A 13,307-nucleotide genomic window follows, 5' to 3' on the forward strand; every position below is an offset into this window, starting at 1 on the left:
CGTCTGCGTTATGTTCGCCACATGACGACAACAACATCCACGGAGAACCCCGCCAGCATCTATGTGCTGGCGGCCCACCCCCACTGGCGCGACTCGCGCGTGAACCGCCGGCTGTTCGCCGCGGCGCAGCGCGTGCCCGGCGCCGAGGTGAACGACCTGTACGGCAGCTACCCCGATTTCGCCATCGACGTGGAGGTCGAACGCGAGCGGCTGGCCCGCGCCGACCTGGTGGTGCTGCTGCACCCGATCCAGTGGTATTCGATGCCGCCGCTGCAAAAGCTCTGGGTCGACGACGTGCTGGGCTACGGCTGGGCCTACGGCCCCGGCGGCACCGCGCTGCAGGGCAAGGACTGCTGGCTGGTCGCCACCACCGGCGGCCCCGAGCCGAGCTACCACCCGCAAAGCTACAACCGCTACTTCTTCGACGCCTTCCTGCCGCCCTACGAGCAGACCGCCGCGCTGTGCGGCATGCGCTTCCTGCCGCCGCTGCTGCTGCACGGCGCGCGCCGCGCCAGCGAGGCCGAGGTGGCCGCGCACGTCGAGGTGTTCGTGCAGCGCCTGGAAAGCTACCCGGTGTGGCCGGAGATGGACGAGCTCGATGCCTGCATCGCCTGCCCGGTGCCCGAGACCGACCGCCCCGCCGAATCCGACGACGTGGGCCAGGTGATGGCCGGCGCGTTCCACAGCGCGATGACGCACGGCCTGGCCGTCGCCAATGGCAGCAGCACCCACAAGGCGGCCTGAGCATGGAACACGCACCCGCCTGGCTGACCAGCAGCCTGATCTACCTGAGCGCCGCCGTGCTGGTGGTGCCGCTGTCCAAGGCCCTGGGCCTGGGTTCGATCATCGGCTACCTCGTGGCCGGCATCGCCATCGGCCCCTGGGGCCTGGGCCTCGTGTCCAGCGTCGAGGACGTGCTGCATTTCGCCGAGTTCGGCGTGGTGCTGATGCTGTTCCTCGTGGGCCTCGAACTCGAGCCCAAGCGCCTGTGGAGCCTGCGCCGCCCGATCTTCGGGTGGGGGTCGGCGCAGGTGCTCAGCTGCGCGGCGGTGCTGTTCGCCGTCGGCTGGGCCGTGGGCGCGCCGTGGCGCGTGGCGCTGGTGGCCGCCCTCGGGCTTGCGCTGTCGTCCACCGCCATCGCGCTGCAGGTGTTCGGCGAACGCAACCTGCTGAAGACGCCCAGCGGCCAGGCCGGCTTCTCGATCCTGCTGTTCCAGGACGTGGCGGCGATCCCGATCCTTGCGCTGCTGCCCCTGCTGGCCGGTGCGACTGCGGCCGAACAGTCCATCAGCGGCCTGGACCGCGCACTCGAGGCGCTGAAGATCGTCGGCGTGATCGCCGGCATCATCCTCGGCGGCCGGCTGCTGCTGCGCCCGATCCTGCGCTGGATCGCGCGCAGCGACACGCCCGAGATCTTCACCGCCGCCGCGCTGCTGCTGGTGGTGGCCATCGCGGCGCTGATGCAGTTCGTCGGCCTGTCGATGGCACTGGGCGCCTTCCTTGCCGGCGTGCTGCTGGCCGAAAGCGAGTACCGGCGCGAGCTCGAGACCGACATCGAGCCCTTCAAGGGCCTGCTGCTCGGGCTGTTCTTCATCGCGGTGGGCATGTCGATCAACTTCGGCGTGCTGCTGGCCAACCCGGGGGTCATGGCCTTGCTGGTGGTGAGCTTCCTGGTCATCAAGCTGGTCGTGATCTACGCGCTGGCCAAGGCCATGGGCCTGGCCTACCAGGAGCGGCCGGTGTTCACGCTGCTGCTGGCGCAGGGCGGCGAGTTCGCCTTCGTGGTGTTCCAGGCCGCCGGCCCCGACGTGCTGCCGCCGCAGACCACCTCGCTGCTGATCGGCGCGGTGGCGCTGTCGATGCTGCTGTCGCCGCTCTTGCTGGTGTTGCTCGACAAGTTCGTGCTGCCGCGCTACAGCCACGCGGGCGGGCCGCAGCTGGAGGAAATCTCGGAGCAGCAGGACGCCAAGGTGCTGATCTGCGGCTTCGGCCGCTACGGCCAGATCGTCGGTCGCCTGCTGATGTCGCAGGGCCTGCGCGTGACGGTGCTCGACCACGACGCCGACACCGTCGAAGGCCTGCGCCAGTTCGGCTTCCGGGTGTTCTACGGCGATGCCACGCGGCTGGACCTGCTGCGCACCGCGGGCGCCGGCACTGCGCGCGCCATCGTGGTGGCGGTGGACGACATCGAGCAGTCGCTGGACATCGTCGACCTGGTGCGCGAGAACTTTCCGCAGGCGCGCATCATTGCGCGCGCACGCAACGTGACGCACCTGTTCCAGCTGCGCGACCGCGGCGTGCAGGACATCGAGCGCGAGGTGTTCGAGTCGTCGCTGCGCAGCGCGCGCTCGGCACTGGAGGCGCTGGGCTGGCCGGCGGCCGAGGCGCGCGAGGCCTCGATGCGTTTCCGCCAGCGAAACCTCAAGCTCAGCGACGAGATCTACCCGCACTACAAGGACCGCGCCAAGCTGATCGCCGCCAACAAGGCGGGCCGCCAGCAGTTCGAGGAACAGATGGCCCGCGAGCGCGAGGAGCGCAAGCTGCGCTCGGGCCAGGACTGGGACCGGCTCGGCGAAGACGAACCAGCGGGCGACGCGAAGGCGTCCTGAGGCCCCAGGTCAGACGGGCACGGTCAGGTACACGCCCTCGCGGCCGATCACCGGCGCGCGGGTCGGCATGAAGATCGTGCAGCCGTCGCAGGGCGAGCGGATCTCGCGCCCGGCCTGCACCGCGATCAGTTCACCCTGGTCGAAGGTCTCGAAACCGAGCACCGGGCGCACGAAGGCGAAGTCGTCCGACGTGACCATGTGGACCTCGAGCAGCCGAAAGCGGCGCGCGGCCACCGGCACGCGCGGCACCGGGTCGACGAGCCCGAGGTGCGCCAAAAAGCGCAGCGACACGTCGGTGGCCAGGTCGGCCGCCGACTGCGCGAAGTGCTGGCCGCACTCGACCACCACCGCGCCGCCGTCGATGCCCGGCTCGCCGTGCCGGCCGTAGGCGGTGACGCCCGTGCCGGGCGCGGCGCCCACGGGCATCACGAGGTGCACCGCCGGGCCGCCGACGGCCTGCGCCAGGCCTGCATTGCGTTCGAACTCCGGGTAGACCCAGAAAGGCTGCACGGGCGCGCGCGTGGAATGAATGTCCAGCACGTAGTCGGCCGCGTCGAGCACCGGCCGCAGTTCGCGCGCGCGGCGCAGCTCGGGGCTGTGCGCGTCGCCGTCGAGCAGCTCGGGCGACCAGATGCGGTTCAGGTTGTGCACCAGCTGGCGGTTCTCGTAGGGCCGGTCGATGTCGAAGGCCTCGTAGGCCTCGACGTTCGCGAAGCTCACGGTGAGCGTGCCGATCTTCGGGCGCACGCCGGTGTCGAGCAGGTGCGTGGCCGCGACCATGCCGCAGATCTCGTTGCCGTGCGTGAGCGCGTTGACGAGCACGTGCGGACCCGGCTTGCCCGACGCGAAGCGGTGCACGTAGTCGATGCCGGTGTTGCCCTGGCGGTAGGCCGAGAGGTCGCGCGGCAGCACCTCCAAGGGTGCGGTGTCGGGAGCGAAAGTCGGCAGTGTCTGCGTCATGGAACCAGCCGCCCGCTCACTCGCCGCGGATGCCGGCGCGCTTGACCATCTCGCCGTACAGCGCGAGCCGCTCCGACATCATGGCCGTGAACTGCGCGGGCGATTGCGCCTCGGGCGCGAGCGAGCCGCGCGCCAGCAGCGCCTCGACCATCGTCGGCTGCTCGGCCACCGTGCGCACGGCCTTGTGCAGCGCGGCGATGACCTCGGGCGGCGTCTTCGCGGGCGCGGCCAGGCCAATCCACGAGGTGGTGTTCAGCACCGGGTAGCCCAGTTCGGTGAAGGTCGGCACGTCGGGCAGCGCCGCGACGCGCGTGGGCGAGGCCACGGCCAGCGCACGCAGCTTGCCGGCCTGGATGTGCGGCAGGAAGGGCGCGAGGTTGTCCAGGCCGAACTGCACTTCGTTGGAGATCAGCGCGGTCACCAGCGGGCCGCCGCCGCGGTAGGGCACGTGCGTGGCGTTGAGCTGCAGCTGCGACTTCATCAGCTCCACGTTGAGCTGGCCCATGCTGCCCGGCCCGGCGCTGCAGAAGTTGAGCTCGCCCGGGCGCGACTTCACCAGCGCGACGAACTCCTTGAAGGTCTTGGCGGGCACGGCCGGGTTCACCAGCAGCACGTTGATGGAGCGCGCGAGCTGGCTGATCGACAGGAAATCCTTGATCGGGTCGTAGCCCGGATTGGCCTGCGTCAGCGGGTTGGCCAGGTGCGAGCTCTGCGACGACACCACGAGCGTGTAGCCGTCGGGCTTGGCGCGCGCCACCTGCGCGCTGGCGATGGAGCCGCCCGCGCCGGCGCGGTTGTCGATGACCACCGGCGTGCCCAGCGCCTTCGACAGCGGCTCGGCGTACAGCCGCGCGATCAGGTCGACCGAGCCGCCGGCCGGGAACGGCACCACCAGCGTGACCGGGCGGGCCGGAAAGGCCTGGGCGCGCGCGGACAGGGGCAGCAGCGCCGCCGTCAGGCCGGCGCCGAGGATCTCGCGCCGACGCAGAGCGGGCACGGCGGGGGTGGTGGAACGCATGGCAAGGTCTCTCTGCAGAAGAAGCGGGCAATCGGGCGGACAGGTCCGGCCGAAATCGTGCATTCATTTTTGCAAGGAGGCCTAATTTTTGCAATACTCGTTGCAAACATGAGGTTTCTCCGATGCCGCACGCAGACACCCCCGCCGCCCCCAGCCTGACCCAGCGCATCTCGGGCTACGGCAAGAAGCTCACGAAAAGCGAGCGACGCCTCATCGAGGAATTGCAGGCGCACCACCCGCAGGGGCTGCTCGAATCTGCAACGAGCCTTGCAAGAAAGGTGGGCACCAGCGCCTCGACCGTGGTGCGGCTGCTCGCCAAGCTGGGCTACGAGAGCTACGCCCAGGCGCAGATGGAGGCGCGCGCCGAAGTCACCGCCCTGCTGGCCTCGCCCGCCACGCGCGCCGACGCCGTCATCGGCGACGACACCTCCGTGCGCAGCTGCCTGGACAACGCGCTGCTGCACGACCAGCACAACCTGGCCGCCACCTTCGCGGCGCTCGACGTGGGCGCGTTCGAGGCGGCGGTGAAGCTGCTCACGCAGCGCAAGGTGCGCGTGCACGTGCTCGGCCAGCGCAACGGCCTGCCGCTGGCCAGCCACCTCGCGCTGAACCTGAACCTGTGCCTGCCCGACGTGCGGCTGCTGGGCGGCGCGGGCGCGCTGCCGCTCGAAGACCAGCTGCTGCGCATCGACGACAACGACCTCTTGCTCACGCTCACCTTCCGCCGCCACTCGCTCGCGATCGCGCGCACGGCGGCGTACTTCCGCGAGAAGGGCGCGAAGGTCGTCATGGTCACCGACAGCCCCTCCGCGCCCGCGGCGGCCTCGGCCGATCACCTGCTGCTGGTGCGCACCTCCAGCGCGTCGCCCTTCGATTCGTACACGGCGGCGCTGTCGGTCTGCAATGCCTTGATCACCGCGGTGGCGCAGCGCCGCAAGAAGGAGCTGGCCGCCGTGTTCGAGCGCGGCGCGGCGCTGTGGGAGCCGCACTGGAACGAGGCGGCGCCGCGCGCCGCCTGAGCCTCAGGCCGCCGGGGTTCCGAGCCCCAGCAGGCGCACCGCGTTGTCCTTGAGGATGCCGGGCATCACCTCGGGCTTGAAGCCGGCGGCCTCGAAGTCCTTCATCCAGCGGTCGGGCGTGATCAGCGGGTAGTCGCTGCCGAACAGCACGCGGTCCTTGAGCAGCGTGTTGGCGTACTGCACCAGCTGCTTCGGAAAGTACTTGGGGCTCCAGCCCGACAGGTCGATCCACACGTTGGGCTTGTGCGTGGCCACGCTCAGCGCCTCGTCCTGCCAGGGGAAGCTGGGGTGGGCCATGACGATCTGCATGTCGGGGAAGTCGATGGCCACGTCGTCCAGGTGCATCGGGTTGCTGTACTCCAGCCGCAGGCCGCCGCCGCAGCGCATGCCCGAGCCGATGCCGCTGTGGCCGGTGTGGAAGATGGCCGGCAGCTTGTACTCGGCGATCACCTCGTAGATCGGCCAGGCCATGCGGTCGTAGGGGTGGTAGCCCTGCACCGTCGGGTGGAACTTGAAGCCCTTCACGCCGTGCTCCTCGATGAGCCGGCGCGCCTCGCGCGCGCCCATCTTTCCCTTGTGGGGATCGACGCTGCCGAAGGCAATCATGATGTCGCTGTTCTGCTGCGCCGCCTCGGCGATCTCCTCGTTCGGGATGCGGCGGCGGCCCATGTTCGACTCGGCGTCGACCATGAACATCACCAGCCCGATCTTCCTTTCACGGTAGTACGCCACGCTCTCGGCGATGGTGGGGCGGCGGTTCGAGCCGAAGAACTTGTCGGCCGCGCGGTCGTATTCCTCGCCGTAGTTGTCGAAAGGGTTCCAACAGCTCACTTCGGCGTGGGTGTGGATGTCGATCGCGATCAGGTTCCGTGGGTCCATGTCGTTGTCTCCGGTTCGGGTAAGTCCCTAGGTTTCGGGAGGCTCCAATGCCTTGAATTGATTATTTCTCATAACCATAATCCAACGCAACCCCGCACACCATCATGACCAATCCAGACCTCCACCTCGACATCCGCGACGACGTCGCCATCGTTCGTCTCACGCGCGGCGCCAAGCGCAACGCGCTGTCCGACGGCCTGATCCTCGCGCTGCGCGACACCTTCGAGACGCTGCCCGCCACGGTGCGCGCGGCCGTGCTCGACGGCGAGGGCCCGCATTTCTGCGCCGGCCTGGACCTGAGCGAGCTCAAGGAGCGCGACGCCGGCCAGGGCATGCAGCACTCGCGCCTGTGGCACAGCGCGCTCGACCTGATCCAGCACGGCCCGGTGCCGGTGGTGGCGGCGCTGCACGGCGCGGTGGTCGGCGGCGGGCTCGAGCTGGCCAGCGCCTGCCACATCCGCGTGGCCGACCGCTCCACCTTCTACGCGCTGCCCGAAGGCTCGCGCGGTATCTTCGTGGGGGGCGGCGGTTCGGTGCGCATCCCCAAGCTGATCGGCGTGGCCCGCATGACCGACATGATGATGACCGGCCGCGTCTACAACGCCGAGGACGGCGAGCGCGCCAACTTCGCGCAGTACCTGGTCGACGAAGGCACCGCCTTCGACAAGGCCCTGGAGCTCGCCAAGCGCATCGCCACCAACGCGCCGCTCACCAACTACGCGCTGATGCACGCCCTGCCGCGCATCTCCGAGCAGTCGGCCGACCACGGCTTCTTCACCGAGGCGCTGATGTCGGGCATCGTCCAGGCCGCGCCCGAAGCCAAGGCACGCGTGCGCGACTTCCTCGAAGGCCGCGGCGCCAAGGTGAGCAAGGGATGACCGCCGTCCGCTACCGCCCGCTGGCCTTCGGCGTGACGCGCGCGCTGCTGCGCGACGGCGCGCCGGGCACGCGCTACCTCACGGCCGAGACGCCGCTGCAGGCCTACCGCGAACGCATGACCGACCGGCTCGCGCACTGGGCGCAGGTGGCGCCCGATCGCACCTTCATCGCGCGCCGCGAGCGCCTGCCCGACGGCCGCACCGGCGACTGGCTGCGCGTGAGCTATGCGCAGGCACTGGAAGAAGCGCGCGGTATCGGACAAGCCCTGCTCGATCGCGGCCTGAACGCCGAGCGCCCGGTCGTGATCCTCAGCGAGAACGGCATCGAGCATGCGCTGCTCGCGCTGGGCTGCCTTTACGCCGGCGTGCCCTACTGCCCCGTGTCGCCGCCCTATGCGATCGTGAGCCAGGACTACGACAAGCTGCGCCACGTCATCGACACGCTCACGCCCGGCCTGGTGTTCGCTGCCGACGCCGCGCGCTTCGCCAAGGCCATCGCGGCCAGCGTGCCTGCCGGCACCGAGGTCGTGCTCGCCGAAGGCACGCTCGAAGGCCGCGCCACCACGCGCTTCGACGTGCTCGCCGCCACGCCGGCCACGCCCGCCATCGACGCGGCGATGCAGGCCACCGGCCCCGACACCATCACCAAGTTTCTTTTCACCTCGGGCTCGACCAAGATGCCCAAGGCGGTGATCAACACGCACCGCATGTGGTGCGCCAACCAGCAGCAGTTGCGCCAGTCGATTCCCGCGCTGGGCGACGAGCCGCCCGTGCTGGTCGACTGGCTGCCCTGGAACCACACCTTCGGTGGCAACCACAACGTGGGCATCGTGCTGGACAACGGCGGCACGCTGTTCATCGACGACGGCAAGCCCACGCCCGCCGGCATGGCCGAGACGCTGCGCAACCTGCGCGAGATCGCGCCCACCATCTACTTCAACGTGCCCACCGGCTTCGAGGCCATCGCCAACGCGATGGAGAGCGACGCCGTGCTGCGCCGCAACCTGCTGTCGCGCGTGAAGATGTTCTTCTACTCGGGCGCGGCGCTTGCGCAGCCCGTGTGGGACAGCCTGCACCGCACGCAGGAGTCGGAAGTCGGCGAGCGCATCGTGATGGGCACCGGCCTGGGCATGACCGAGTCGGGCCCCTTCGCGCTGTACGTGACCGGCCCCGACGTGAAGTCGGGCGACGTGGGCCTGCCGGCCGCCGGCATCGAGCTCAAGCTGATCGAGGTCGACGGCAAGACCGAGGTGCGCTACCGCGGCCCCAACATCACGCCCGGCTACTGGCGCGCGCCCGACGCCACGGCCGAGGCCTTCGACGACGAAGGCTTCTTCTCCACCGGCGACGCGGTGAAGTGGATCGACGACCACGACATCCACCGCGGCCTGCGCTTCGACGGCCGCATCGCCGAAGACTTCAAGCTCGCCACCGGCACCTTCGTGAGCGTGGGCCCGCTGCGCGCAAAGATCATCGCGGCCGGCTCGCCCTATGTGCAGGACGCGGTGCTCACGGGCATCAACCTGAAGGAAGTCGGCGCGCTGATCTTCACTACGCAGAAGGTGCGCCAGCTCTGCGATTTGCCCGGCGACGCCCCGCTGCAGCAGGTGCTCGAGAGCGCACCCGTGCAGGCGCACTTCCAGCAGGTGGTGGACACGCTCGCGGCCGGCGCCACCGGCAGCGCCAACCGCATCGCGCGGCTGCACCTGATGGCCGAGCCGCCGTCGATCGACAAGGGCGAAGTGACCGACAAGGGCTCGATCAACCAGCGCGCCGTGCTCAAGCACCGCGCCGCGCTGGCCGACGCGCTGCACGCCGACACGCTGCCTTTCACGCTCAAGCCCCGCTAACCCAATCAGGAGACAACCCATGAAGATCGAAGGACAAGCCGCACTCGTCACCGGCGGCGCCTCGGGCCTCGGCGAGGCCACCGCACGCGAACTCGCGCGCCTGGGCGCCAAGGTCGCGGTGCTCGACCGCAACGCCGCACTCGCCGAAAAGGTGGCCGCAGAGATCGGCGGCGTCGCCTGCGTCTGCGACATCACCGACACCGACAGCGTGAACGCCGCGCTCGACAAGGCGCAGGCCGCACACGGCCCCGCGCGCATCCTGATGAACGTGGCCGGCATCGGCAGCGCCAAGCGCATCGTCGGCAAGGACGGCAACCCCGCGCCGCTCGAAGACTTCGTGCGCGTGGTCAACATCAACCTGATCGGCGGCTACAACATGGCGCGCCTGTTCGCGGCGCGCTGCGCGAAGCTCGAAGCCCTGGACAACGGCGAAAAGGGCGTGATGCTCTTCACCGCCTCGGTCGCGGCCTTCGACGGCCAGGTGGGCCAGCAGGCCTACAGCGCCTCGAAGGGCGGCCTCGTCGGCATGACCCTGCCGATGGCGCGCGACCTCGCGCAGCACGCCATCCGCGTGTGCACCGTGGCGCCGGGCCTCTTCGCCACGCCGCTGCTGCTGGAACTGCCCGAGCCGGTGCAGCACTCGCTGGCCGCATCGATCCCGTTCCCGCCGCGCCTGGGCAAGCCGTCGGAGTTCGCCGAGCTGGCCTGCCACATCGTCACCAACGGCCACCTCAATGGCGAAGTGATTCGCCTCGACGGCGCCTTGCGCATGGCGCCGCGCTGATTCCCGCCCCCGCAGACAACCAGGAGACAAGACCATGACCACCCGACGCCAATTCACGGCGGCGCTCGGCGGCACCGCCGCGCTCGCCGCATTGCATCCCCTTGCCGCACTCGCCCAGGCGGTGCAGCAGCAGGTGAAGATCTACTACGGCTTCCCGGCCGGCAGCGCGGGCGACAGCGTGGCCCGCCGCGTGGCCGACAAGCTGGGCAACACGCCCTTCACCGCCACCAACCCGGTGGTCGAGAACAAGCCCGGCGCGGGCGGGCGCATCGCGCTCGACACGCTCAAGACCTCGCCGGCCGACGGTTCGGTGCTGTGCCTCGCGCAGGCTTCGGCGCTGTCGATCTACCCGCACATCTACACCAAGCTCAGCTACGCCATCCCAGACTTCGCGCCCATCTCCATCGGCGCCGTCATGACGCACGGCCTGGCCGTCGGCCCGATGGTGCCGGCCAGCGTGAAGACGCTGAAGGACTACATCGCCTGGGCCAAGGCCAACCCCGGCCAGGCCAGCTACGGCTCGCCGGGCGCGGGCTCCACGCCGCACTTCCTGGGCGCGCTGCTGGGCCTGAGCACCGGCACCGACCTGCGCCACGTGCCGTATCGCGGCTCGCTGCCCGGCATCAACGACGTGGTGGGCGGTCAGATCGCCTCGTGCCTGACGCCCGCCGGGGACTGCCTGCCGTTCGCCAAGGCCGGCAAGCTGCGCGTGCTCGCCACCTCGGGTGCGCAGCGCCCGGCCTACCTGCCCGACGTGCCGACCTTCACCGAGCAGGGCTTCCCCGAGATCGTGGCCGACGAGTGGTTCGGCTTCTTCGCACCCGCGAAGACGCCGGCCGCGACCATCGCCGTCGCGAGCACCGCGATCCAGGCCGCGCTGAAGGACAAGGCCGTGGCCGACGGCCTGCTGTCGGTGGGCCTGATCGCGCACGGCTCCTCGCCCGAGGAGATGAAGAAGTCGCTGCAGTCCGAGTACGAGCGCTGGGGCCCGCTGGTCAAGAAGATCGGCTTCACCGCCGAGTCCTGAACCCCATGCATTACCAGCCTCGCCCCGAAGACGTCCGCTTCCTGTTGAATGCGGTGCTCGATGCGCCCACGCGCCTGCGTGCCCTCGCGCCCTTCGCGGAGGTCGACGAGCCGCTGCAGTCGCAGGTGCTCGAAGAAGCCGCACGCTTCGTCGGCGAGGTGATCGCACCGCTGAACCGCGAGGGCGACGAGGTCGGCTGCCGCTTCGACGGCGGCGAGGTCGTCACGCCACCAGGCTTTCGCGCGGCCTACCAGGCCTTCGTGGACGGCGGCTGGCCTGCGCTCTCCGCCGCCACCGAAGACGGCGGACAGGGCTTGCCCGCGGTGCTCGAGGCCATCCTCTACGAATGGCTCAGCGCCGCGAACCACGGCTTCACCATGGCGCCGGGCTTGCTGCACGGCGCATACGCCTGCCTCAAGCACCACGGCAGCGACGAACTGAAAGGTCGCTATCTGCAGAAGATCGCGACCGGCGAATGGCTCGCGACCATGTGCCTCACCGAAGCGCATGCCGGCAGCGACCTCGGCCAGGTGCGCACGCGCGCCACGGCGCAGGCCGACGGCAGCGTGCGCGTGAACGGCGGCAAGATCTTCATTTCGGGCGGCGAGCACGACCTCACGTCGAACATCGTGCACCTCGTGCTGTGCCGCCTGCCCGATGCACCGGCGGGGCCCAAGGGCCTGTCGCTGGCGCTGGTGCCGAAGCGGCTGCCCGACGGTGCGCGCAATGCGGTGCACTGCGAGCGCATCGAAGAAAAGATGGGCCTGCACGGCAGCCCGACCTGCACGATGCGCTTCGACGACGCCACCGGCTGGCTGGTCGGCGAGCCCGGTCGCGGGCTGGCCGCGATGTTCGTGATGATGAACGCGGCGCGCCTGCACGTGGCGCTGCAGGGCATCGGCCTGCTCGACGCCGCCTGGCAGAAGGCCGACGCCTACGCCGCCGAGCGCCGCCAGATGCGCGCGCCCGGTGCCGCGCCCGCCAGCCGCGGCAGCGAGACAGCCGACCTGATCGCCGAGCACCCGGCCGTGCGCCGCATCCTCGACACCCAGCGCGCCTGGATCGAGGGCTCGCGCGCGCTGGCCTACCGCAGCGCGCTGATGCTCGACGTCGCCACGCACGACGCCGACCCCAAGGCCCGCGAGCGCGCGCAGCGCTGGTGCTCGCTGGTCACGCCGGTGCTCAAGGCCGCCTGCACGCACCAGGCCTTCCAAGGCGCGAGCGACTGCCTGCAGGTGTTCGGCGGCCACGGCTACGTGCGCGAATGGGGCATGGAGCAGGTGGTGCGCGATGCGCGCGTGACCATGATCTACGAGGGCACCAACGAGATCCAGGCCATCGACCTGCTGGTGCGCAAGGTGCTGCCCGACGGCGGCGCGGCGCTGTCGGCCGTGCTGCTCGAATTGCGCGACACGCTCGACGCCTCGCGCGAGGCCGATGCCGACGTGCAGCGCCGGCTGGCGCAGCTGCGCTACCTGGGCACCACGGTGGCGATGGCGGCGCACGCCAACCCCGTGCTGCCGTACGAGGTGGCAGACGACTTCCTGCGCGTGACGGCGCTCACGCTGATGGCGTGGGCCTGGGCCCGCATCGAGGTGGCCGCGCCCGACGATGCGGATCGCCTTCGCGCCGCGGCGGCCTTCCGGCGCTGGGTGCTGCCCGAGTTCGAGATGCGCCTGGGCATCGTCAAGCGGGCTTGTGAGGGTGTCGCACTGGCGCATTCCGCACAAGAGGCGTCACGCTAGTTGTTCGAGAAAGCAACGCGCGGTTACGCTCGCCGCATGCCTCCTCCCGCGAAAACACCGTCCGCCAAAACCGAATCCGCCGCCCTGCCGTCTCCCCGCACGGACCGGCTCGACGCCCGCGTGCTCGAAGGGCTGGTCGGCTACAACGCCCGGCGCGCCTGGCTGATCGTGAGCACCGTGTTCGCCGACCGCATGGCGCCCTACGGCCTCAAGCAGATCGACTTCTCGGTGCTCTCGCTGCTGGCGCACAACCCGGGCGCCACCTCGCGGCAGCTGTGCAACACGCTGGACATCCTGCCGCCCAATCTCGTGAGCCTGGTGGCCACGCTGGACGGCCGCGGCCTCATCGAACGGCGGCCGCATCCGCACGACGGCCGCGCCGTCGGCCTGCACCTCACGCCGGCCGGCGAGACGCTGATCCGCGAGGCCGAGCAGGCCGTGGTGCAGCTCGAAACCGAAGCCAGCAGCCGCCTGAGCACGCGCGAGCGCGAGACGCTCATCAAGCTGCTGCAGAAGATCTATCTCTGAACGCTGAGCG

12 protein-coding genes are annotated in these 13,307 nt (G+C 70.2%); 9 read left to right on the forward strand and 3 right to left on the reverse strand.

Annotation, left to right across the window (positions count from 1 at the left end; translation table 11 throughout):
* The first annotated feature begins 21 nt into the window (after window positions 1-21).
* Together kefF and kefC are read left to right on the forward strand one after the other, a co-directional pair.
* A complete protein-coding gene (gene kefF, locus AC1RAA_RS17420) occupies window positions 22-744 on the forward strand; it encodes a glutathione-regulated potassium-efflux system oxidoreductase KefF (RefSeq protein WP_492731030.1) in 723 nt (240 codons plus the stop codon).
* Between the two features lie 2 nt (window positions 745-746).
* Complete coding sequence (kefC, locus tag AC1RAA_RS17425) at window positions 747-2,609, forward strand: glutathione-regulated potassium-efflux system protein KefC (protein WP_447787698.1); 1,863 nt, start codon at window positions 747-749, stop codon at window positions 2,607-2,609.
* Window positions 2,610-2,618: 9 nt separating this feature from the next.
* Here the strand turns inward: kefC and AC1RAA_RS17430 are convergent, their stop codons facing one another.
* Window positions 2,619-3,569 (reverse strand): M14 family metallopeptidase, encoded by a 951-nt coding sequence (locus AC1RAA_RS17430; RefSeq protein WP_492731028.1) that lies wholly within the window; start codon window positions 3,567-3,569, stop codon window positions 2,619-2,621.
* Window positions 3,570-3,585: 16 nt separating this feature from the next.
* The gene (locus AC1RAA_RS17435) at window positions 3,586-4,587 is read right to left on the reverse strand and encodes a Bug family tripartite tricarboxylate transporter substrate binding protein (protein WP_070061958.1); all 1,002 of its coding nucleotides are present in this window, start codon (window positions 4,585-4,587) and stop codon (window positions 3,586-3,588) included.
* Window positions 4,588-4,709: 122 nt separating this feature from the next.
* Between AC1RAA_RS17435 and AC1RAA_RS17440 the strand changes: the two genes are divergently transcribed.
* The gene (locus AC1RAA_RS17440) at window positions 4,710-5,606 is read left to right on the forward strand and encodes a MurR/RpiR family transcriptional regulator (RefSeq protein ID WP_492731026.1); all 897 of its coding nucleotides are present in this window, start codon (window positions 4,710-4,712) and stop codon (window positions 5,604-5,606) included.
* A gap of 3 nt (window positions 5,607-5,609) precedes the next feature.
* Here the strand turns inward: AC1RAA_RS17440 and AC1RAA_RS17445 are convergent, their stop codons facing one another.
* Window positions 5,610-6,485, reverse strand: a complete 876-nt coding sequence (locus tag AC1RAA_RS17445) for an amidohydrolase family protein (RefSeq protein ID WP_062479505.1) — start codon at window positions 6,483-6,485, stop codon at window positions 5,610-5,612.
* A gap of 104 nt (window positions 6,486-6,589) precedes the next feature.
* Here AC1RAA_RS17445 and AC1RAA_RS17450 point away from each other — a divergent pair, with 104 nt between their 5' ends.
* The 6 genes from AC1RAA_RS17450 to AC1RAA_RS17475 are packed head-to-tail and all read left to right on the forward strand — an operon-like array spanning window position 6,590 to window position 13,297.
* Window positions 6,590-7,363, forward strand: coding sequence for a crotonase/enoyl-CoA hydratase family protein (locus tag AC1RAA_RS17450; RefSeq protein ID WP_062479508.1), 774 nt, complete (start codon window positions 6,590-6,592; stop codon window positions 7,361-7,363).
* On the forward strand, window positions 7,360-9,213 hold the full coding sequence (locus tag AC1RAA_RS17455; RefSeq protein WP_492731024.1) for a feruloyl-CoA synthase: 1,854 nt from the start codon (window positions 7,360-7,362) through the stop codon (window positions 9,211-9,213). Before AC1RAA_RS17450 ends, AC1RAA_RS17455 begins: the two co-directional genes overlap by 4 nt.
* Window positions 9,214-9,232: 19 nt before the next feature.
* Entirely contained in the window at window positions 9,233-9,997 is a 765-nt protein-coding gene (locus AC1RAA_RS17460; RefSeq protein ID WP_492731023.1) for an SDR family NAD(P)-dependent oxidoreductase, read from the forward strand.
* Between the two features lie 34 nt (window positions 9,998-10,031).
* Window positions 10,032-11,024: a Bug family tripartite tricarboxylate transporter substrate binding protein gene (locus tag AC1RAA_RS17465; protein WP_062479517.1), complete on the forward strand. Its 993-nt coding sequence runs from the start codon at window positions 10,032-10,034 to the stop codon at window positions 11,022-11,024.
* Between the two features lie 5 nt (window positions 11,025-11,029).
* Complete coding sequence (locus AC1RAA_RS17470; protein WP_492731021.1) at window positions 11,030-12,769, forward strand: acyl-CoA dehydrogenase family protein; 1,740 nt, start codon at window positions 11,030-11,032, stop codon at window positions 12,767-12,769.
* Between the two features lie 36 nt (window positions 12,770-12,805).
* Window positions 12,806-13,297 (forward strand): MarR family winged helix-turn-helix transcriptional regulator, encoded by a 492-nt coding sequence (locus tag AC1RAA_RS17475; protein WP_070061951.1) that lies wholly within the window; start codon window positions 12,806-12,808, stop codon window positions 13,295-13,297.
* Window positions 13,298-13,307 lie beyond the last annotated feature (10 nt).

The sequence above is a fragment of the Variovorax sp. GW823-FHT04F07 genome, from assembly GCF_058795995.1.

What these genes read in the sequence shown, in the direction of transcription:
- AC1RAA_RS17450 (WP_062479508.1), top strand. Translation starts at nt 6,590, where the DNA reads ATGACCAATCCAGACCTCCACCTCGACATCCGCGACGACGTCGCCATC.
- AC1RAA_RS17445 (WP_062479505.1), bottom strand. Translation starts at nt 6,485, where the DNA reads ATGGACCCACGGAACCTGATCGCGATCGACATCCACACCCACGCCGAA.
- AC1RAA_RS17475 (WP_070061951.1), top strand. Translation starts at nt 12,806, where the DNA reads ATGCCTCCTCCCGCGAAAACACCGTCCGCCAAAACCGAATCCGCCGCC.
- AC1RAA_RS17465 (WP_062479517.1), top strand. Translation starts at nt 10,032, where the DNA reads ATGACCACCCGACGCCAATTCACGGCGGCGCTCGGCGGCACCGCCGCG.
- AC1RAA_RS17440 (WP_492731026.1), top strand. Translation starts at nt 4,710, where the DNA reads ATGCCGCACGCAGACACCCCCGCCGCCCCCAGCCTGACCCAGCGCATC.
- AC1RAA_RS17455 (WP_492731024.1), top strand. Translation starts at nt 7,360, where the DNA reads ATGACCGCCGTCCGCTACCGCCCGCTGGCCTTCGGCGTGACGCGCGCG.
- AC1RAA_RS17435 (WP_070061958.1), bottom strand. Translation starts at nt 4,587, where the DNA reads ATGCGTTCCACCACCCCCGCCGTGCCCGCTCTGCGTCGGCGCGAGATC.
- AC1RAA_RS17470 (WP_492731021.1), top strand. Translation starts at nt 11,030, where the DNA reads ATGCATTACCAGCCTCGCCCCGAAGACGTCCGCTTCCTGTTGAATGCG.
- kefC (WP_447787698.1), top strand. Translation starts at nt 747, where the DNA reads ATGGAACACGCACCCGCCTGGCTGACCAGCAGCCTGATCTACCTGAGC.
- AC1RAA_RS17460 (WP_492731023.1), top strand. Translation starts at nt 9,233, where the DNA reads ATGAAGATCGAAGGACAAGCCGCACTCGTCACCGGCGGCGCCTCGGGC.
- kefF (WP_492731030.1), top strand. Translation starts at nt 22, where the DNA reads ATGACGACAACAACATCCACGGAGAACCCCGCCAGCATCTATGTGCTG.
- AC1RAA_RS17430 (WP_492731028.1), bottom strand. Translation starts at nt 3,569, where the DNA reads ATGACGCAGACACTGCCGACTTTCGCTCCCGACACCGCACCCTTGGAG.